The sequence below is a fragment of the Calyptranema fuscum S582 genome (genome assembly GCF_055793305.1).
On sequence record NZ_JBSLYH010000005.1, the window covers coordinates 35,065 to 52,851 of the forward strand.

General features: G+C 48.4%; 18 protein-coding genes. 3 read left to right on the forward strand and 15 right to left on the reverse strand.

All coding sequences use genetic code 11. From position 1 onward, the window contains the following. Positions 1 to 241: 241 nt before the first annotated feature. Positions 242 to 424, reverse strand: coding sequence for a DDE transposase family protein (locus ACR6Z4_RS05160; RefSeq protein ID WP_479716163.1), 183 nt, complete (start codon positions 422 to 424; stop codon positions 242 to 244). Positions 425 to 1,072: 648 nt separating this feature from the next. Between ACR6Z4_RS05160 and ACR6Z4_RS05165 the strand changes: the two genes are divergently transcribed. From ACR6Z4_RS05165 to dxr, 3 genes are all read left to right on the forward strand, one after another. Then, entirely contained in the window at positions 1,073 to 1,780 is a 708-nt protein-coding gene (locus ACR6Z4_RS05165) for an FAD-dependent oxidoreductase (RefSeq protein WP_479716164.1), read from the forward strand. A gap of 177 nt (positions 1,781 to 1,957) precedes the next feature. Continuing rightward, positions 1,958 to 2,575 (forward strand): signal peptidase I, encoded by a 618-nt coding sequence (gene lepB, locus ACR6Z4_RS05170; protein ID WP_479716165.1) that lies wholly within the window; start codon positions 1,958 to 1,960, stop codon positions 2,573 to 2,575. Positions 2,576 to 2,683: 108 nt separating this feature from the next. Beyond that, positions 2,684 to 3,883 carry a 1-deoxy-D-xylulose-5-phosphate reductoisomerase gene (gene dxr / locus ACR6Z4_RS05175; RefSeq protein ID WP_479716166.1) on the forward strand — a complete coding sequence of 400 codons (1,200 nt, stop codon included), beginning with the start codon at positions 2,684 to 2,686 and terminating at the stop codon, positions 3,881 to 3,883. A 98-nt stretch (positions 3,884 to 3,981) separates the two neighbouring features. On the opposite strand, the gene ACR6Z4_RS05180 is transcribed toward dxr, so the two are convergent. The 14 genes from ACR6Z4_RS05180 to ACR6Z4_RS05245 form a co-directional block, all read right to left on the reverse strand. Beyond that, entirely contained in the window at positions 3,982 to 4,890 is a 909-nt protein-coding gene (locus ACR6Z4_RS05180; RefSeq protein ID WP_479716167.1) for a pentapeptide repeat-containing protein, read from the reverse strand. 737 nt (positions 4,891 to 5,627) lie between these two features. After that, positions 5,628 to 6,161, reverse strand: a complete 534-nt coding sequence (locus tag ACR6Z4_RS05185; protein ID WP_479716168.1) for a YqeG family HAD IIIA-type phosphatase — start codon at positions 6,159 to 6,161, stop codon at positions 5,628 to 5,630. Positions 6,162 to 6,179: 18 nt separating this feature from the next. Then, positions 6,180 to 7,277 carry an endolytic transglycosylase MltG gene (gene mltG / locus ACR6Z4_RS05190; protein ID WP_479716169.1) on the reverse strand — a complete coding sequence of 366 codons (1,098 nt, stop codon included), beginning with the start codon at positions 7,275 to 7,277 and terminating at the stop codon, positions 6,180 to 6,182. Positions 7,278 to 7,801: 524 nt separating this feature from the next. Further along, a complete protein-coding gene (locus ACR6Z4_RS05195; protein ID WP_479716170.1) occupies positions 7,802 to 8,386 on the reverse strand; it encodes a DUF3727 domain-containing protein in 585 nt (194 codons plus the stop codon). A 32-nt stretch (positions 8,387 to 8,418) separates the two neighbouring features. After that, a complete protein-coding gene (ruvX, locus tag ACR6Z4_RS05200; RefSeq protein ID WP_479716171.1) occupies positions 8,419 to 8,913 on the reverse strand; it encodes a Holliday junction resolvase RuvX in 495 nt (164 codons plus the stop codon). A 3-nt stretch (positions 8,914 to 8,916) separates the two neighbouring features. Next, positions 8,917 to 10,176, reverse strand: a complete 1,260-nt coding sequence (locus tag ACR6Z4_RS05205; protein ID WP_479716172.1) for a GNAT family N-acetyltransferase — start codon at positions 10,174 to 10,176, stop codon at positions 8,917 to 8,919. A gap of 95 nt (positions 10,177 to 10,271) precedes the next feature. After that, a complete protein-coding gene (locus tag ACR6Z4_RS05210; RefSeq protein ID WP_479716173.1) occupies positions 10,272 to 10,721 on the reverse strand; it encodes an ArsI/CadI family heavy metal resistance metalloenzyme in 450 nt (149 codons plus the stop codon). A gap of 456 nt (positions 10,722 to 11,177) precedes the next feature. After that, positions 11,178 to 11,573, reverse strand: coding sequence for an ArsR/SmtB family transcription factor (locus ACR6Z4_RS05215; protein ID WP_479716174.1), 396 nt, complete (start codon positions 11,571 to 11,573; stop codon positions 11,178 to 11,180). A 210-nt stretch (positions 11,574 to 11,783) separates the two neighbouring features. Next, on the reverse strand, positions 11,784 to 12,776 hold the full coding sequence (locus ACR6Z4_RS05220; protein ID WP_479716175.1) for a permease: 993 nt from the start codon (positions 12,774 to 12,776) through the stop codon (positions 11,784 to 11,786). A gap of 18 nt (positions 12,777 to 12,794) precedes the next feature. Continuing rightward, positions 12,795 to 13,037, reverse strand: coding sequence for a thioredoxin family protein (locus ACR6Z4_RS05225; RefSeq protein WP_479716176.1), 243 nt, complete (start codon positions 13,035 to 13,037; stop codon positions 12,795 to 12,797). A 493-nt stretch (positions 13,038 to 13,530) separates the two neighbouring features. Then, positions 13,531 to 14,598 (reverse strand): ACR3 family arsenite efflux transporter, encoded by a 1,068-nt coding sequence (gene arsB, locus ACR6Z4_RS05230; protein WP_479716177.1) that lies wholly within the window; start codon positions 14,596 to 14,598, stop codon positions 13,531 to 13,533. Positions 14,599 to 14,602: 4 nt separating this feature from the next. After that, positions 14,603 to 15,868 (reverse strand): organoarsenical effux MFS transporter ArsJ, encoded by a 1,266-nt coding sequence (gene arsJ, locus ACR6Z4_RS05235; RefSeq protein WP_479716178.1) that lies wholly within the window; start codon positions 15,866 to 15,868, stop codon positions 14,603 to 14,605. Between the two features lie 125 nt (positions 15,869 to 15,993). Beyond that, positions 15,994 to 17,004, reverse strand: a complete 1,011-nt coding sequence (locus ACR6Z4_RS05240; RefSeq protein WP_479716179.1) for an ArsJ-associated glyceraldehyde-3-phosphate dehydrogenase — start codon at positions 17,002 to 17,004, stop codon at positions 15,994 to 15,996. Positions 17,005 to 17,309: 305 nt separating this feature from the next. Further along, positions 17,310 to 17,633 (reverse strand): ArsR/SmtB family transcription factor, encoded by a 324-nt coding sequence (locus tag ACR6Z4_RS05245; RefSeq protein WP_479716180.1) that lies wholly within the window; start codon positions 17,631 to 17,633, stop codon positions 17,310 to 17,312. Positions 17,634 to 17,787: the final 154 nt, after the last annotated feature.

Here is a 17,787-nt window from a genome sequence, read left to right on the forward strand (position 1 = left end):
AAAGCGCCTGCCCTTCGGGCGGGCGCTTTCACAACTGCTCAGGTTCACAAATCAAATAGGATCGCTATATGGCAAGTGAATGGTTGATTAGGACAAAGGTTGTGTGAGAATCCGCGCTCTACGCGGGTTCTCACACAACCTCCTGATTTAACCGTCTCGACGGTTGCTATATATGATTTGGATTCGTATCGATAGTTAAAGCCGTTAGGCGCTCAGCGCTTAACGGCTTTGTAGATTTAAGCTATTGCGGTTGACATTTGCCTGCACGAATTAGCCCTACTCGACGGGCGATCGCTTCTGCTTCAGAGACAAAAGGACCCCATTTCTCGGTAATAGACTGATCGGTACCATGGGGAGGATGCGCCAAAATTTCACAATGTCCATCACTCTTTTTCACGATATACCAGGTCTCTGGCTTACTCATAGTGCATTCTAATTAAAAACTTACGTACGCTCAATTATGGGTTGACGGAAGCAAAAGGATAAGTCCCAATGTTCCAGTTCATGTTTTGCAAAAAGAGAATTGCAGCTCAATTCATTGTAAATTCTAGCTACCGAATTCTAGCAGAAACACTTAATTTGACAGCTTTCGGCTTACAATGCAAATCTACAACGTCAGGTTGCTTTAGGGGAACAGCCTAAGGAGAACTGTGGGTTTGAGTCTGGCTACACTTTAATTGGGCTGATAGAGCTTTTCTGTAGGAAAAACGCCATCTGGTCAACTAAACGATAGATCTAGATCTGTTGTAAACCCTCTGTAGATTTTTTGAACCGTTTGCTCGGCGAACTTTTCAGGAAATTCACCAATGGGTATGCAACAAAACCCGACGGTTTGGGGAAAGCTCGGTGATTTTGGGTGTGGGTTGAGATTAAAGCATCACTAACCCGCCACGCTAAAAAAGTCCGACACTGTGCCGCAGCTGTAATTGAAGGAGAAAGTTTGAGGTTTAGGTTTGGCTTGCATCACTCCAGCCTGAGACTTCAAACCACAGCACCTCTCCCTCATCAGTCAGAATGCCCGCCTGTTGTATTTGTCCTGTTTCCACCTGCGATACACAGGTAAAGGGTTGATATGCAAAGTTTAGAAGTGTTGCGTCCGTCGCAACCGACGGATTGTTTGGCGACCGTATTGGCATCAGAATGGCTGACCCCGACGATTAAATCAATTTGGTTGCATCTCGATCGCCCAGATTTTCAGTTTTTACCCGGACAATCGCTTTGGCCTAAGTTTGAGCATCAGGGGCGTAGCTTCAGCAAAATCTACTCGATCGCCTCTTCACCGCAACGCTGTCCTGAAATTGAACTCTGTGTTTCGCGGGTAGGCTGGAGTTCGTCGTATATTCAAGATTTGCCTGTGGGTGAAACGATCGCAGCACGCGGTCCTTACGGCTTAATGACCCTGAGTGAAGTGCCTCGTCAACCACGAATTTATATTGCTGAAGGCTCTGGGATTGCTCCTTTAAAAAGCCAGATGGATTGGTTGTATGAGTCTGGCTACGATCGCCCTATTTGGCTCATCCAATCCAATCCAGAAACCCCAGACCAGTTGCCCTACGGCGACTATTGGCGATCGCTGCAATACAAATGGCATTCGTTTCACTATGTTGCTGCTCTGGATTGCCCTCCGGAGTCGGTTCTAGCTGCCCAACATTTGAATCTTGGATCCTTTGAGATTGATATTTGTGGGGTTGGCGATCGCGTTGAACAGATTCAAACTCACGTGTTGGCAATGGGTGCCAGACCTGACAGGGTACGATCAGAAAAGTTTTATGCCTTCTAAGGATGCCTACAAAATTAAAACCCACAACTTTTTTGGGAGAGTGCGGCTCTGCCGCATTCTCCCAAAAAAGTTATTTGTGTGAGAATCCTAAACCCCATTCCCTCAACTCTCGATAGCGTTTAATCCGTGGGACAATAACTAATCGGAGTTGGAATCGTCTGCACGACTTGTGAACCTATGGCTGCTGAACCCAGGCAATCTGAACCCAGGCAATCTGGGGAGTCTAACCATCTGCCCAGCGAACAACCATCCTTTCTTAAACGGCTCTGGCGATCGCAAGGTGAAAATATTCAAGTTCTGGCGATCGCTCTGACGCTGGCAATTTTCATTCGTCTGTTTGTGGCAGAACCTCGCTACATTCCCTCAGACTCGATGGTGCCGACCCTATTTACTGGCGATCGCCTGGTCGTCGAAAAAGTATCCTATTGGTTCAATCCTCCCGAACGGGGCGATATTGTCGTTTTCAATCCCCCGCCCGCTCTACAAAATCTCGGGTTTGACAAAAATGAAGCCCTGATCAAACGAATCATTGGTAAACCGGGGCAGACAGTGCAAGTGCAAACAGGGCAGGTGCTGATCGATAACCAACCGCTGACCGAAGACTATACTGCCGAAGCGCCTGCCTACGAAATGACGCCGATTCAGCTGCCGGAAGATAACTTTTTTGTCATGGGAGATAATCGCAATAACAGCAATGACTCCCATGTCTGGGGTCCTCTGCCCAAACAGAAAATTATTGGGCGGGCAATGTTTCGCTTTTGGCCTCCCGATCGCATCGGTCTGATCAAACGGTAATTGCCACGCGCCCTGCCCAGGAGATCGCTCAAAACTTTACGTATGCGGGTGAATAACAGTTCCCCGGCATCATATAGTAGTGGAAGTTCAGCTAATTCTTAAGCAATTGTGAAAGCGATTACCCTGCTTGGCTCCACAGGTTCCATCGGAACCCAAACCCTCGACATTGTCACCCACCATCCCGATCAATTTCGTATTGTTGGGTTAGCCGCACGGCGAAATGTAGAGATGTTGGCGGATCAGATTCGTCAGTTTCGTCCACAGATTGCTGCGATTTGCGATGCAGATCAGTTGCCCTCGCTAAAATCAGCGATCGCCGATCTAGACGTTCAGCCCATCCTGGTTGCGGGTGAAGAGGGTGTGGTTGAAGTGGCTCGCTATGGCGATGCAGAAGCCGTTGTCACAGGAATTGTCGGGTGCGCCGGGTTGCTGCCAACCATTGCAGCGATTCAAGCAGGCAAAGATATTGCATTAGCCAACAAAGAAACCCTGATTGCTGGGGGTCCCGTTGTGTTGCCCCTGATCCAAAAGCATGGGGTCAAGTTATTACCCGCTGATTCCGAACATTCCGCGATTTTCCAGTGTCTTCAGGGGGTTCCGCCCGGAGGCTTGCGCCGCATTATTTTGACCGCTTCTGGGGGTGCATTTCGTGACCTTCCTGTGGAAAAGTTAGCAACGGTGAAAGTGGCGGATGCGCTTAAGCATCCCAACTGGTCAATGGGGCAAAAGATTACGATCGACTCTGCCACGCTGATGAACAAAGGCTTAGAGGTGATCGAAGCCCATTATTTATTTGGCGTAGACTACGACGATATTGAGATTGTCATCCATCCCCAGAGCATCATCCATTCTTTAATCGAATTGCAAGACACATCCGTATTGGCACAGTTGGGCTGGCCCGATATGCGACTGCCCTTGCTCTATGCGCTATCGTATCCAGAGCGTATTGCGACGACGTGGAACCGACTTGATCTGGTTAAATCGGGAGATCTAACCTTCCGCGCTCCCGATCATGACAAATATCCCTGTATGCAATTGGCGTATGCGGCTGGACGAGCCGGTGGTTCGATGCCAGCGGTGTTGAATGCTGCCAATGAACAAACCGTAGAATTATTTTTGCAAGAAAAAATCGGCTTTCTCGATATTCCTCGGTTAATCGAAACGGTGTGCGATCGCCATCATCCCCATAACTGCTCTGATCCAACCCTGGAAGACATTCTAGAGGCAGATCAGTGGGCAAGACGAGAAGTCCTGAATGCCGTTGAAGATCTGATCAACCGTCCTCGGATCGTAGCCGTCGTTGACTAAGGATCGTGGATTGAATAAAACCCGATTCTTTTTGAGAGAGCGGTGGCTCCGCCGCCGCTCTCTCAAAAAGAATTACAGGCAACATCCAAACAAACCGATCAATTTGGCATAATCGCTCCGTCTAAATCCGCCCCTTCTAAGTTCACTCCTTCTAAGTTGGCATCCCGTAAGTCAGCTCCGCTGAGGTTTGTCCCGGTTAAATTGGCGCGGCATAAATTTGTTCCGTTTAAAATCGTGCCTCGCAAATTAGCCCCGCTCAGATTGGCTCGGCTTAAGTCGGCACCGCTTAACTCTGCCCGACTGAGATTAGCCCCGCTGAAATTGGCACTACTGAGATCGGCTTCTACAAAATCGGCTCGACTCAAGTTGGCACAACTAAAGTTGGCTTCGCTTAAGTCTGCCTGATGAAAATCGGCTCGATTGAGATTGGCACCACTGAGATTGGCACCACTCAAATTACCACCGCTAAACACTGCTTCGATAAAATCAGCCCGACTGAGGTTGGCACCAATGAGATTGGCACCTTGAAGTTTGGCTTCGATCAGATCTGCACGGCTGAGGTTGGCACCACTCAAATCTGCAACACTCAAGTTTGCCTCCGTCAGATTTGCCCCCATCAAGTTTGCTCTGCACAAGTTAGCGGCTTTCAGACTGACGCCATACAGGTTAGCTCCGCTGAGGTTCGCTTCAATCAGGTTGGCTCGGGTGAGGTCTGCTTCTGCTAAATCGACTTTGCTCAGATTGGCACCAATTAAATTTGCAGCAATAAGATTCGCGCGACTTAAGTTTGATGTAGTGAGGTTGGCTTCGATCAGTCTGGCTCGGCTGAGATCGGCACTACTTAAATCGGTTCGACGAAAATTGGCTCTGGTGAATTCTGCTTCAGCGAAATTTCTATGGCTTAAGTTGGTATCACTTAGATCGGGTTCTACATAGCCTTCTAAGCGCCATCGGTTCCATCTCTCCACGCCTTGCTCCAGCAGGATGAGATGTTGCTGATTTGCCATGCTTTTAGATCTCCTCAAGGGGGGTAAAAAACCAGATCAGTTCCCAATCTTTAGAAAGACTTCACAATTTTTACTACGGGAGTACAGTTGCGCTTAACCGTAAAAACGCCTAGCTTTGCAATCTAAGGAAGTGAAAATGAACTAATACTAGTAGATTCACCGTAAAAATAATGATTTTAGAGAAAAATTGCCATTTTTAGAAGATCCACCAAAAAAATCTCTGCAAAAAATAGTAGTTTCTACTGATAGCGCTATTTGTTTAGACGCAGAATGATGATGGATTAATGATTGGCTCCGCACCATGTTTCAACCCATTTCTTGCCCCCAACTTGACGCAGATCTAAATCATTTGCCTTATACCGTTTTTATATGAGGCTGCGCCGATTTACCCCCGGCTGTCGCCGTCCCCCTTGGCAAGGGAGACTACAGGGGGTCATGGGTTTAGCGCATCTTCATAAAAAATTGGTATTACTTAGATTTTAAAGTGGTGTACAAGTTCGTTCAGTGCAGAACCGATGTGTGAGACGCTCCGCGCCCCACAACATCGGACTGAATCTAATTACCACTTATCCAGCCATGGAAGGGTTAATTGGAACAGGTCCGGGAGCACAGCCCCCGCGCTCCTGTCCAAACCACTCTGTGGTTGCCACAGCAATTCTCTAATGGCGTTAAGGACATGTTGTTGTGTGAGTGCCACGCAAACGCGGCACTCACGCCAAATTGTATAGCCCAAGTGATTATGATTTGGAACTGCCTTTATGGTTGAGGGTTGCGCCCAGTTGTTGGGAGACCCATACTTCGAAATCTCTGACAAAATACTGGCGGGCTTCTTTCGCCGGATCAATCATCGGCTCGACCAGAATGGTAAACATTCCCAGTCGGTTCCCCGCCAACACATCGGTAAAAAGGCGATCGCCCACCATTGCCACTTGTCGAACGGGCAAATTCATAGCCTCTACTGCTTGCCTAAGCTTCCGTCTCGATGGTTTTCTGGCTCCTAAGATGTAAGGCAAATCGAGAGCGTGGGCAATTCGACTGATACGCGGTTGACTCAAATTATTACTGACCAGCCACAGCGATACATCCGCTCGAACAGTTGTTACCCACTGGTGTAATTCCTCGGAGGTATCTGCCATACTCGTCGGCACCAGCGTCTCATCTACATCTAATACCAGACCTTGCAAGTCATTTGTTTTGAGTAGCTCTGGGGTCAAACTTAGAATCGAATTCCCCAAGATTAAGTCCGGTTGCAGAAGTTTGCCCCAAGTCATATTAAATAGTTGTCTAGATCAGTTTGCTGATTCGGTTGTAGCCTTTGGTTGAGATGCTAACTCCTCGTCGATCGCGGCTTTCGCCGCTTCATGCTCTGCTAATGTGCGGCTGAAAATATGGGTGCCATCGTAACGAGCGACAAAATAGAGATAGTCTGTCTCTTCTGGCTTGAGCGAGGCTTGTAAACTCGCAAGCCCAGGGCTGGCAATAGGAGTAGGGGGTAAACCGACGTTGATATATGTGTTATACGGTGAAGGCGTTTCGACCTGTGCCCAGGTTAGCGGTTGTTCAACCGTTTGGCGAATACCCAGCCCATATTCAACCGTTGGATCAGCGCCCAAAGGCATTTCTTCCTTAAGACGTTTGGCAAAAACACCCGCAATCCGGGAGCGTTCTTCGTTAATCACCGCTTCTTTTTCTACAATGCTGGCAAGTGTGACCCATTCTTGCAGCGTATAAGCCGTTTGCCCTTTTTCATAGAGGGGCAGAGCCACTTGCTCGAACCGGGTCAGCATTTGATCGATGATGACCTCTGGGCTAGTTGCCTCTGATAGCTCGTAAGTATCGGGATAGAGAAACCCTTCTAGTTTGGATAACCCTGTGGGTAACCAGGGATAGCGATCGCGCGGAACCACTTGACTGGCGGCAATGAACTCTTCAGCACTAAATAAGCCTTGCTCGGCAAAGAAGTCAGCCATTTGTTGAATCGACCATCCTTCAGGAATGGTGAAACTTTGGGTAGTGACGTCGCCTTCCCAGATTTTGGTGCCGATCGCTAACATCGGCTCTGCGGGAGATAATTCGTAGGTGCCTGCCTGAAAACTGCCGCCTCGATCCCAAAGCGACTGCCAGCGAGTCCATAGATCCCAGGCAAAAGACGAATGAATCAGACCCAACGCTTCTAAATCTTGCCCAATTTGGTTAGCAGTCGTCCCTGAGGGAATTTCTAACGTGACCGCTGCGGCTTCAGGATTTGCTTCGGTTGTAACAGACGATAAAACAGGAGCGCTTGCCCAACTCCACCACTGCCAACCTTGCCAACCGCAAACCCCTAAGACGGCAGGGAACAGCAACAGGTAGAACAACCACTTAGATACTCGCGTAGAAGTACTCATGTTCAATGATGAAAAGGTCAATTTTACCTTGAGACTATGCTGAAGGTCTGAATGGCTAAAATGTTCCGGGTCAACTTCAGAACCCATTCAGAAATCTTACAACTGCCTCCCAATATTGGCTCAAGACTTCAAAAAAATGAACATCGCACCTCTGGAGTTGTGGATAGCTGATAGCTAACAGCTAATAGCTATTAGCTGTTAGCTATCAGCTATTCATACAGACACTAAATTTTGTAGCCTGGGGGTGGGGCTGCGCCCCTAGAAGGGGGTGGAGGGGATAAAATCCCCTCCAAACGTTTGAGTTGGGTCTGCTAGCCTAGTGTTGCAAACACCAAATTTTGCAACATGGGGGGTGGGGGCTTCGCCCCCACGAAGGGGTGGAACCCCTTCACCCCTTACAAAACTTTCGTTTTGCTGTACTAGTGTTGCAAACACGAAATTTTGCAACATGGGGGTTTGGGGGCTGCGCCCCCAAGAGGGGGGTTTACCCCCTCCACCCCCTCTAAAACTTTTAAGTGGGTGTACTAGTCCAATTCATCGAAGAGTTGATCTTCAAGTTGCGATCGCACTGTTTGAAACTCTTCGGGGGACAGCAATTCGGCTGTGCCATCGGCGTTTAGCCGAGCAAAAAATAGCAATGGCTCAAAGGGTGTGCAAACAGCGTATTCTTGCTCTTCATAAAAGAAGGTGCAGAGCATTTGAAATTGTTCTGCCGCACTCTCTTCTTCGTCTTCCCCAATTTCTAGAGTAATGACATCGTCTTCTGCCGGATCAGGCAAATCGCCGCTGGCAGTGAGGGTAAATGCGGTGCGCCGAAGTTTTAAATCCTGCTCTGCCAAAACGGCATGGGCAGTATCAAAAATGTCATCGATTTCTTCATCTTCGATGTCAACCAAAGCTTCGTCTTCTTCGTCCTCTTCATCTTCTTCCCAAGCGAAGATTTCGATGGGCGAATCTACAGGCATGAGTAAGAGGTATTCGCTGCCTTCTACTTCTAGAGTGCGCTCTACATAGCAAAGCAGCGATCGCCCTACTTCATCCGTAAGCTCAATAGTGGTTGGCACGTCCTCTTCCTCTCCTGCTTCCGTGCCTGGATAATATCGACTCATATCCGCCCCTGCGTTAGATCTGTTTGTTGAATTCACGACTGATCAAATTCTGCTCCATCATTGTAATGGCTTGGTGGACTCTTAAATCGACCAGATTCAGGAGATTGCGATCGCTGTCGCCGTTCATCGAGCCATTGCTGCAAAATGATTGCGGCGGCTTTGCGGTCTATCAAACCCTTATTGCGAGATGGCGATCGGTTTTCTGCCAGCAACAATTGCTCTGCCTGAAAAGAAGTCAGCCGTTCGTCCACAAATTCCACCGGCAGTTGTAGTGCCATAGAAAGACGGTGGGCAAACCGCTGTACTTGCTTTGCCTGAGAGCCAATATCGCCATTCATAGTGTAGGGCAAACCGATCACCAAAACGTCAGCCTGACGTTCGGCGACGAGTTTGCGAAAGACTTCTACATCCTGTTGAAACGACTGGCGTTCAACTGTAGTCAGCCCCGTCGCAATTAATCCCGTGCCATCACACCCGGCAACTCCAATCCGTTTTCTGCCAACATCTAACCCCAATGCAGAAATCATGCGTTATGCCTGATCTTGAGACGGAGGTGAAGGCTTGGCATTGCCATTCGCAGGTTTCTCAGGTGTAGGAGCGGGGGTCTCATCCCGATTGGGATACGGTCGATCGGGTTGCCCCGATAGCTGAGACAACGTGGGAATTGAGTCTGCCAGAGAAAAGCGTCCTGGCACTGGCTTGCGGGTTGGCTGGAAGCCTTGAAGCACTTCCGACAATTGCAATCCCTCTAAAGATACAAGTTTCGTTTCGCGCAATTTGTGCCACACCGAGCGAGACATCAACAACGTATGTTCTGTGCGCTCTGCCCCAATGCGTTCTAAATATTCTTCACGTTCTGGATGGTAGTCAGAGGAGGTGAGTTGCAACGATTGCGCCGGATACACATGGGCGACTCTTGCCATCTGCGCCATCAATTCTGGGTAGAGCCAGGTATAGGCTGGATGGACGGTCAGATTTGCTCGATGCGGTTTTGAGCCATTTTGGCTGAGATGCGCTTTAAAGTACCCGATCGCCGCTTTGCGTTGGGGTTCAAACACGTAGCCACTGACCACATCGGTATGGCTGAGGCGATGCTTCATCGTTTCCACCAGACCATCAATCAGATTTGTCTTGAAATCTAAAATGTTGCGATCGAATACCTGACGCACCAGAGGCGGCATAGAAACCGTGTCGAGTTGATGCAACAGACAGGCATCAGCGTTGCTGACAGGCAATAGGTTGGGTAGATCGGGTTCTCGCTCTGCCAAATCTTTAATCAGGTCGGGCGAAATTGTCCAATATGTTACATGTGCCAGGGGTTGAAACCCGTTGTGCCGATAAAGCGCCAGGGTATCGTTATCGTTAACATTGACCTCTATTAACCAGGTCCGGGCTTCCCAAATGCTTTGAAAACAGTGGCGCAATAGCTGAGAGCCAATGTCCAACGATAAGCTTTGAGTGTCGCCACTGGCTGATCCTACCAACACCTGATCGACCCGCCATGTGCTGTGGGTTCGGTTGAAGGGTGAGACCTGGATCACACCTCTGAGGCGATCGCTTTGTTCGGCAATATAAACCGAGCACAGGTGTTGCAATGGATTGGGGAACATGCTGAGAAACTTCAGGACCCCATACCATTGGTTCACTGTCTGCCACTTACGCACATGGGGCGACGCTTCACCAGACTCGATGTGATCAATCTCGTGACAGAGCTGTTCAACCGCTTCGAGATCACGATGCTGAAGTTGACGAACAGTGATTTCAGCTGTTTGGGAAGAAGTGAGGGTCATAGGCTTGGCGTTGGATTATTTCTATCTTACGCTCAAATTCTGGTTCCTCAGGTTAAGGGTAGGACGGAAAACGCTAAATTTTACGAATGAAAAACTCAGGCATAGCAGGGTCGGACTGCCTGCGGTTGAGCGGCTGGATGAGTAGTTGGTATCGTTTGCTCGGGTGCAGTATCGGCTACTTTGACGACAAAAATTTCCCAGCGGTTACCATCCGGATCGGTCACCCACACCTTATCTTGTAAGGCATAGCAACAGTCTGTGTTCTGTTCTTCAACTATATCCAGACCTGCGGCAGTAAAACGGGCGATCGCAGCATTTACCTCCTCAGTGCTACTGACTTGAATACCCAGATGGGAGAGGGTGCCGTGGGGCTGTACGGTTTGGTTAACGTTCAACGTCAGATTGAGTGCAGGCTGTTCTAGATCAAACTTGGCATAGCCAACTTTATGTTTGACCGGAACCACCCCAAACATCGCCTGATAAAAGGCAACAGATTTTTCAACATCGGTTACATTCAAAGCCACATGGGTTTTCAAGGTTGTCATGATTGTGTCTCCTATTAGCAATGAATAAGTTTGGCAGGGCTGATTTTGGGGGATGAATTTGAACCTGAACCCCTTGGGTTCAGGTTCAAATTCATTCTGCTACTAAGGATCGTGGATTTAATAAAACCCGATTCTTTTTGAGAGAGCGGCGGAGCCGCCGCTCTCTCAAAAAGAATTGCAAGATTAATTAATCTGTAATCCTAAGCAATGCCCAAGGTGTTGATGAAAAGAGGGTTGAATGGATGGTTGATGGGGGCGTTATGAACGGGAGCAGTCGCATAAAATTCTGCAATATTGAACATTGACAATATGGCTCTACGCAATTTAGTTAAGACATTAGGGGGGTGGGGGCACCGCCCCCACGCAGGGGTTTCACCCCTGCACCCCGTCCTAACCCTAATGCGTACCGCCATATTCGATACACTGAACAGAGGATGACCTTTTCTAGAAATCGCCTTAGAGTCCCATAATTAAACGGGTAGCATCGGGAAGTGCGGGGACACACTCATGATTGATGCTGTAGTAAATGAAATTGGCGTGGCGCTCGGTTTTGACAAAGCAACTGTCGCGCAAAATTTTCAAGTGATGGGAGATGGTCGGTTGACCCAACTCAAATTGCCCAACGATGTCACAAACACACAATGGTTTTGCATGTCGTGCCAGCAGATTGAGGATGCGCAGACGGGTTGGATCTGCCAGCACCCTAAACCACTCTGCGTATTGTTGAGCGTGCGCTTCTGAAAGCGTTGAAGGTGCCAGTGTCCCACAACATCCTTGCGGAGGCGCGACTTCCAGGCGATCGCTGGGTTGGAGCTGAACACGAGCGTTGGACATCACTGATTGCTGTTCCATAGTGCCTACCGTAACACGGTATATTGATGATCGTCAATATTGATAATTGTCAATATATCGCAATTGAGCAGATAGTTAGGACGGTAGAGGTGTGGGTGCTGCGCTCCCAGCCAGGGGTTCCACCCCTGCACCCCGTTCAACCAGCCTTCCGGCTGCTATAGAGAATCAATATCCAATCCGTTGATCTTGCGATCGCTTCCTCCAGATCCATCAGCTCAGCAACGCATTAAATAAGTAGCCGATGCTAATAATGCCAAGCGTTGTCAAGCCAACGAATACAGCCAAAAGCTGAGGTCGCAGCACTTTTCTGAGAATCACCATTTCTGGCAACGACAATGCCGTCACTGCCATGGTGAAAGCTAAAACCGTTCCCAGTGGCATTCCTTTGTTGACCAGGGCTTCTGTAATCGGCATGACGCCAGCAACATTGGCATATAAGGGCACCCCTAACGCCACGGCTACAGGAACCGCAAAGGGATTACCTGCACCCGCCACTTGAGTGACAAATGCCGTGGGTACAAATCCATGAATTCCGGCACCGACGGCAATACCGACAACGACATAGAGCCAGACCGATTGAACAATTTGGCTGGAGTGAAACCATCCCTGTTGCGATCGCTGCTTCCAGGTGAGGCGATCGGGTTCAAATGCATCTGCTTGTGCGAGTTCCTGTCGAGTTTTGTGGAGTTGCCAAACAAAGGGTTCTACCCATTTTTCTAGCTTGAGTCGTCCGATCAGATAACCTGCGGCGATCGCCAAGCCTACCCCAAACCCGATATAGAGAAGCGTCACCTTGATGCCAAATAAGCCCCAGAGCAACACCACCGCAACTTCATTTACCATTGGGGCTGAGATCAAGTAGGAAAACGTAATGCCCAGCGGAATCCCGGCTTCCAAAAACCCGATAAACAGGGGAACCGCAGAGCAGGAGCAAAAGGGTGTAATGATGCCCACTATCGCTGCCAATACGTTGCCGCCCAATGTGCGCTTGCCGTCTAGCCAAAACCGCACCGCTTCAGGTTGCAAAAAGCTCTGAACCGTACCCACAAGAAAACTGATCGCAATCAGTAAGGTGAGAACTTTGGGCACATCATACAGAAAAAAATGCAGGCTGGCTCCTAGATGGGTTTCTACAGATAAACCCAAGAGGCGGGTAACAATCTGGGTTGCCAGCCAATCAAAAGGATAAAACGGATCAAACATACGTTTGTCCTGTCTGAATTAAGCTTGCAAAAGGTGTTGAATTTCAAGGGAACTCAGTATTTTTCCTTTGCTGACCACTTTGCCATTGACTGCCAATGCTGGGGTAGACATGACACCACGTTTGGCAATTTCAATAGGGTCGGTGATATGCGATACGTCAGCCGCTAACTGTAACGCCGCGATCGCGGCCTGGGCATTGGCTGCCAATTGCTGACATTTTTTACAACCCGTTCCCAACACATCGACTTGAATAGTACTCATAGCGAATCGTACCAACAAAAAATCGTTACGTTTTTAGGACTGCCCAACCTTTTGAATCAGTGTCTTAAGGCTTTGTCAGCGTTAAATTTTAGAGTTGCTATCTCATCGCGCTCCCCGAGACCTCGGAGGTTCTTAAAACCTCCGAGGTCTAAAGGCTCCTTGCTACCCTACATCTGAATGTTGGCAAAGCACTAGATTTGACATCGTCGTAAGGGACTTGCTTGACCATGAAACATAATGAAACACCTGTGGTGCTTTATGTCTAGCGCTTAACACACCTAATGAAGGGGGATATGATTTGTTGGCAAATCCCGCAGACTTTTTGATTGGGTTTATGTTGTGATCTACTTCAAGTATATCCTGCAATATCGACAAAAACGAATATTGCTATATTTCGATATAGTAGTAATTCATGCTTCGTCTGGTTAAAGTTATTTTTTCGTGCGCGAAGCGCACGAAAAAATAATCCTCTTATCGAGTTTTAAAACATGTCCTAGGAAAATGGCTTTGCTGTAGGGATTGAGAAAAATCGTCGTTCCAACCAAAACGCTACATTGACTAACCCGATGAGCACAGGAACTTCGACTAAGGGACCGACGACGGCGGCAAATGCAGCCCCTGAATTAATGCCAAATACCGCAACCGCAACGGCGATCGCCAGTTCAAAATTATTACCAGCGGCAGTAAAGGCAACGCTAGCCGAACGAGAATAATCTGCCTTGATGCGCCATGCCATATAGAAGCTGACCAAAAACATGGTGATGAAGTAGAGAATCAAAGGCACCGCAATTCTGACGACGTCAAACGGAATTTGGACGATTAAACTGCCTTTGAGACTGAACATCACCACGATGGTAAACAGCAAGGCAATCAGTGTGATCGGGCTAATTTTGGGGACAAATTCTGTGTGATACCAGGCTTTACTCTTGGCTTTTATTAGAAAAAAGCGAGTGAAGTACCCGGCTAAGAAGGGAATGCCCAGGTAAATCAACACACTTTTAGCAATCTCTGCAATGCTGACATTCACTACACTGCCCTGCAAGCCAAACCAGGGAGGCAGAACGCTGATAAAAAACCAGGCATAGGGACTGTAAAAAATCACTTGAAAGATACTATTGAAGGCGACCAGACCTGCGGTATATTCGGCATTGCCACGGGCTAAATCACTCCACACAACCACCATCGCAATGCAACGAGCTAACCCAATCAAGATCAAGCCCACCATGTATTCGGGATAGTCGCGCAAAAAAGTAATCGCCAGCAAAAACATCAAAAGCGGTCCAATTACCCAGTTTTGCAGCAGTGATAGACCGAGAATCTTGCTGTTGCGAAAGACATCTCCTAATTCCTCATATCGCACTTTGGCAAGTGGCGGATACATCATCAAAATCAAGCCGATCGCAATGGGAATATTAGTTGTTCCTATTTGAAACTGATTGATGATGGCATCCACCGTAGGAAAAAAGTAGCCAATGCTAACCCCAACTGCCATGGCTAAAAAAATCCACAGGGTTAGAAAGCGGTCGAGAAAAGAAAGGCGTTTAACCGTCGCTGTTGTCATATCGTTAGTCTCCTTCCTTTGCTTTCCAGGCGATCGCCTTAGTGGGCTGCGGATTTGGTAGTTGCATCGAAATCACACCGGCTGCCAGGACAAACAATGTAGACACCCACAGACAGCCAACCAGACCGCTCAACTGATACACCAACCCAGATAGTACGGTGCCCAGCAATCGACCACCGGAGTTTGCCATGTAGTAAAACCCAACATTCAACGCAACTTTATCATCATCGGTAAATGCCAGGACCAGGTAGGAATGGACGGCAGAGTTGAAGGCAAAGACAATTCCAAATACAGCTAAGCCAATGATAATCACCTGATTGGCAGGAAGTCCCATTTGCAAGGCGATCGCGATCGCCGCTGGCACAAGGGTTAGGGTCAATGTCCAAAACTGAATCGTGCTGGCTTTGGGGGGATGTCCACCATTAAAGCGACTCAATAGCATTGGCGCAAAAAACTGCACGGCACCATAGCCAATTACCCAACTGGCAAGAAATCCACCGGCTTCAAAAAACGACCAGCCCAAGCTGCTACGCAGGAACACAGGTAAACCGACAACAAACCAGACATCTCTGGAACCAAACAGAAAGAAACGTGCCGCAGAAAGGAGATTGATTTCTGCACTCTTGGAAAAAAGCTGGGTAAATTTGACCTTGGTTTTGATCTTGCCCATACCTTGAGGCAGAAAAAAGCCACTGATCATCACACAAAATAATCCGGCTGCCATCATCCACAAGGCATTGACGAAGCCCAAAGTTGCCAGTAATGCAGCTCCTAGAAAGAAGCCAATGCCCTTGAGGGCATTTTTTGACCCCGTCAACACTGCCACCCACTTGAACAACGATGACTGGGCATCCTGGGGCACCACCAGACGAATGGCACTTTTAGAACTCATCTTGGTCAAATCTTTGGCAATGCCAGAGAAAGCTTGAGCTGTCATGACATAGGCGATCGCCAATCCTTGCTGCCAATCGCGATTGAGAAACGATAGCAAGATCAAGGCAAATACCTGTAACCCAATTCCGGTATAGAGCGTCAGTCTCAGACCCAGTTGGGAGCCAATCCACCCACCCAAAAAGTTGGTGACAACCCCAAACACTTCATAAAACAAGAATAGAAATGCAATTTGCAACGGACTGTAGCCGATCTCATTGAAATACAGCAGCACCAACATCCGCAGTGCCCCATCGGTGAGGGTAAACCCCCAATAGGCAGCCGTAACCAGGGCATAATTGCGAATTCCAGCTTGTTCAGGTGATGTAGACGAGGTCATAGCTTCAGGGGTGATCAAGAGGGGGAGTGATGTTCTAGGAAAGTTCCAGGATGGGTGGTGGTTTTGAACAGCTGACTCAGTCAGCTGTTCAAAATCATCACCCCATCCAAAACACAGTTGGAGGCTCATGCCGCTGAAACGGCAACCTTGCGTGCCAGTTCTACCATGCGATTGACATACCCCCATTCGTTGTCATACCAGGCAAGAATTTTTACCTGAGTGTCATCGACCACCATGGTCGAGAGGGCATCAATGATAGAGGAACGGGGATCACCTTTATAGTCAACCGATACCAGAGGGCGTTCTTCGTAACCCAAAATGCCTTTGAGGGAACCCTCTGCGGCAGTTTGCAAGAGAGCATTGACCTCGGCAACCGTTGTGGGTCGCGTGACTTCAAACACACAGTCGGTTAACGAGGCATTGAGTAACGGCACCCGCACGGCTAACCCATTTAGCTTGCCTTTGAGTTCGGGGTAGATCAGGGCGATCGCTGTTGCAGATCCGGTGGTGGTTGGGATCAATGACAAACTCGTAGCCCTGGCTCGACGCAAGTCCTGATGCGGAGCATCCACAATGGTTTGAGTGTTGGTGTTGTCGTGGATCGTTGTGATCACCCCATGCCGAATCCCCAGGCCTTCATGGATCACTTTAACGATGGGCGCGAGACAATTGGTTGTGCAGGAAGCAGCCGTTAGCAGGGGATGCTGGTCGGGGTCGTAAAGATGATCATTGATACCCATGACAATATTCAGGGCACCGTGTTTTACGGGAGCTGCCACAATGACGGTTTTCACGCCTCGCTTGAAGTAGGGATCGAGGGTTTCTGTTGTTCTAAATTTTCCGGAACACTCCAGCACCAGATCCACACCCAGGTCATCCCAGGGCACTTCGCCAGGAGTTGGATACTCGCTAAAACTCAGCGACTGATCATCAATCCAGAGGCGATCGCCATCGGCTGTAACCTCGGGTGCCCAGCGACCCTGTACTGAGTCAAACTTAAGGAGATGGGCAGCCGCAGCCGCGCCCCCCTTGATTTCGTTGATGTGGACAAATTTCAGGTCAGACCAACCCCAGGCAGCTCGTAGGCTGAGTCGTCCCATTCTGCCAAATCCGTTGATCCCGATGCGAATGGTCATACCCGTTTGTTTGCAGTAATCGTTGTGTTGGATGGATAAGATAGCAATCCAACTCCATCATTTCAAAATAAGTTGATATTGTAAGTCAAGCAGATCACATTGCACCAAAAACATTCTTAATAAAGTTGATGGATGCAGTTTCAAGAACCACTGTTCACAAACATAGCAACCGTCGAGACCTGTAAGGGCGAAGCATTCGTTAGATAGTCTTTAGTGAACGACGAAAATCATGGTTCGAATGCTTTGCCCCTACGCTCTGCTGGGATGCTTATTCATAACAAAATCTATTAAAAGATGGCTCTCAGCTAGTCACAGCAGGGACGAGCGGGCATAATCGGGCTAAACCGACGAAATTCAGCTAAATACTGTTCTAAAACAGCAAACTGGGGCAGATTAAGACTGTAATAAATCCAGCGCCCTTCTTGTCGGGAGCGTACCAACTGCGCTGTTTTCAAGGTTTTCAGATGAAACGAAAGCTTGGATTGTGTTACCTCCAGTTTCTCGCATAGGTCACAGACGCAAAGTTCTTGATCGCGCAATAACTCTAAAACCTGGACTCGCAAGGGTTCAGAGAGAGCATGGAATCCTAAAACAAGAAAACTTGATGGTAAGACTGTAGACTCTGGCATCGAATTCAACTACATCAACTTATTTTGAAGTATAGCAACCGTCAAGACGATTCAATCAGAAGGGTTCTCACAAACCCATGTCCTAATTAATCCCTCGACTACTATGTAGCTACACTACAGCGCCCCAAAAAGTTTCCCCACCGTTGAGAGAAGC

What these genes read in the sequence shown, in the direction of transcription:
- ACR6Z4_RS05240 (WP_479716179.1), bottom strand. Translation starts at nt 17,004, where the DNA reads ATGACCATTCGCATCGGGATCAACGGATTTGGCAGAATGGGACGACTC.
- ACR6Z4_RS05215 (WP_479716174.1), bottom strand. Translation starts at nt 11,573, where the DNA reads ATGGAACAGCAATCAGTGATGTCCAACGCTCGTGTTCAGCTCCAACCC.
- ACR6Z4_RS05205 (WP_479716172.1), bottom strand. Translation starts at nt 10,176, where the DNA reads ATGACCCTCACTTCTTCCCAAACAGCTGAAATCACTGTTCGTCAACTT.
- ACR6Z4_RS05245 (WP_479716180.1), bottom strand. Translation starts at nt 17,633, where the DNA reads ATGCCAGAGTCTACAGTCTTACCATCAAGTTTTCTTGTTTTAGGATTC.
- ACR6Z4_RS05180 (WP_479716167.1), bottom strand. Translation starts at nt 4,890, where the DNA reads ATGGCAAATCAGCAACATCTCATCCTGCTGGAGCAAGGCGTGGAGAGA.
- ACR6Z4_RS05195 (WP_479716170.1), bottom strand. Translation starts at nt 8,386, where the DNA reads ATGAGTCGATATTATCCAGGCACGGAAGCAGGAGAGGAAGAGGACGTG.
- ACR6Z4_RS05225 (WP_479716176.1), bottom strand. Translation starts at nt 13,037, where the DNA reads ATGAGTACTATTCAAGTCGATGTGTTGGGAACGGGTTGTAAAAAATGT.
- arsB (WP_479716177.1), bottom strand. Translation starts at nt 14,598, where the DNA reads ATGACAACAGCGACGGTTAAACGCCTTTCTTTTCTCGACCGCTTTCTA.
- mltG (WP_479716169.1), bottom strand. Translation starts at nt 7,277, where the DNA reads ATGAGTACTTCTACGCGAGTATCTAAGTGGTTGTTCTACCTGTTGCTG.
- ACR6Z4_RS05165 (WP_479716164.1), top strand. Translation starts at nt 1,073, where the DNA reads ATGCAAAGTTTAGAAGTGTTGCGTCCGTCGCAACCGACGGATTGTTTG.
- lepB (WP_479716165.1), top strand. Translation starts at nt 1,958, where the DNA reads ATGGCTGCTGAACCCAGGCAATCTGAACCCAGGCAATCTGGGGAGTCT.
- ruvX (WP_479716171.1), bottom strand. Translation starts at nt 8,913, where the DNA reads ATGATTTCTGCATTGGGGTTAGATGTTGGCAGAAAACGGATTGGAGTT.
- ACR6Z4_RS05220 (WP_479716175.1), bottom strand. Translation starts at nt 12,776, where the DNA reads ATGTTTGATCCGTTTTATCCTTTTGATTGGCTGGCAACCCAGATTGTT.
- ACR6Z4_RS05185 (WP_479716168.1), bottom strand. Translation starts at nt 6,161, where the DNA reads ATGACTTGGGGCAAACTTCTGCAACCGGACTTAATCTTGGGGAATTCG.
- ACR6Z4_RS05160 (WP_479716163.1), bottom strand. Translation starts at nt 424, where the DNA reads ATGAGTAAGCCAGAGACCTGGTATATCGTGAAAAAGAGTGATGGACAT.
- ACR6Z4_RS05210 (WP_479716173.1), bottom strand. Translation starts at nt 10,721, where the DNA reads ATGACAACCTTGAAAACCCATGTGGCTTTGAATGTAACCGATGTTGAA.
- arsJ (WP_479716178.1), bottom strand. Translation starts at nt 15,868, where the DNA reads ATGACCTCGTCTACATCACCTGAACAAGCTGGAATTCGCAATTATGCC.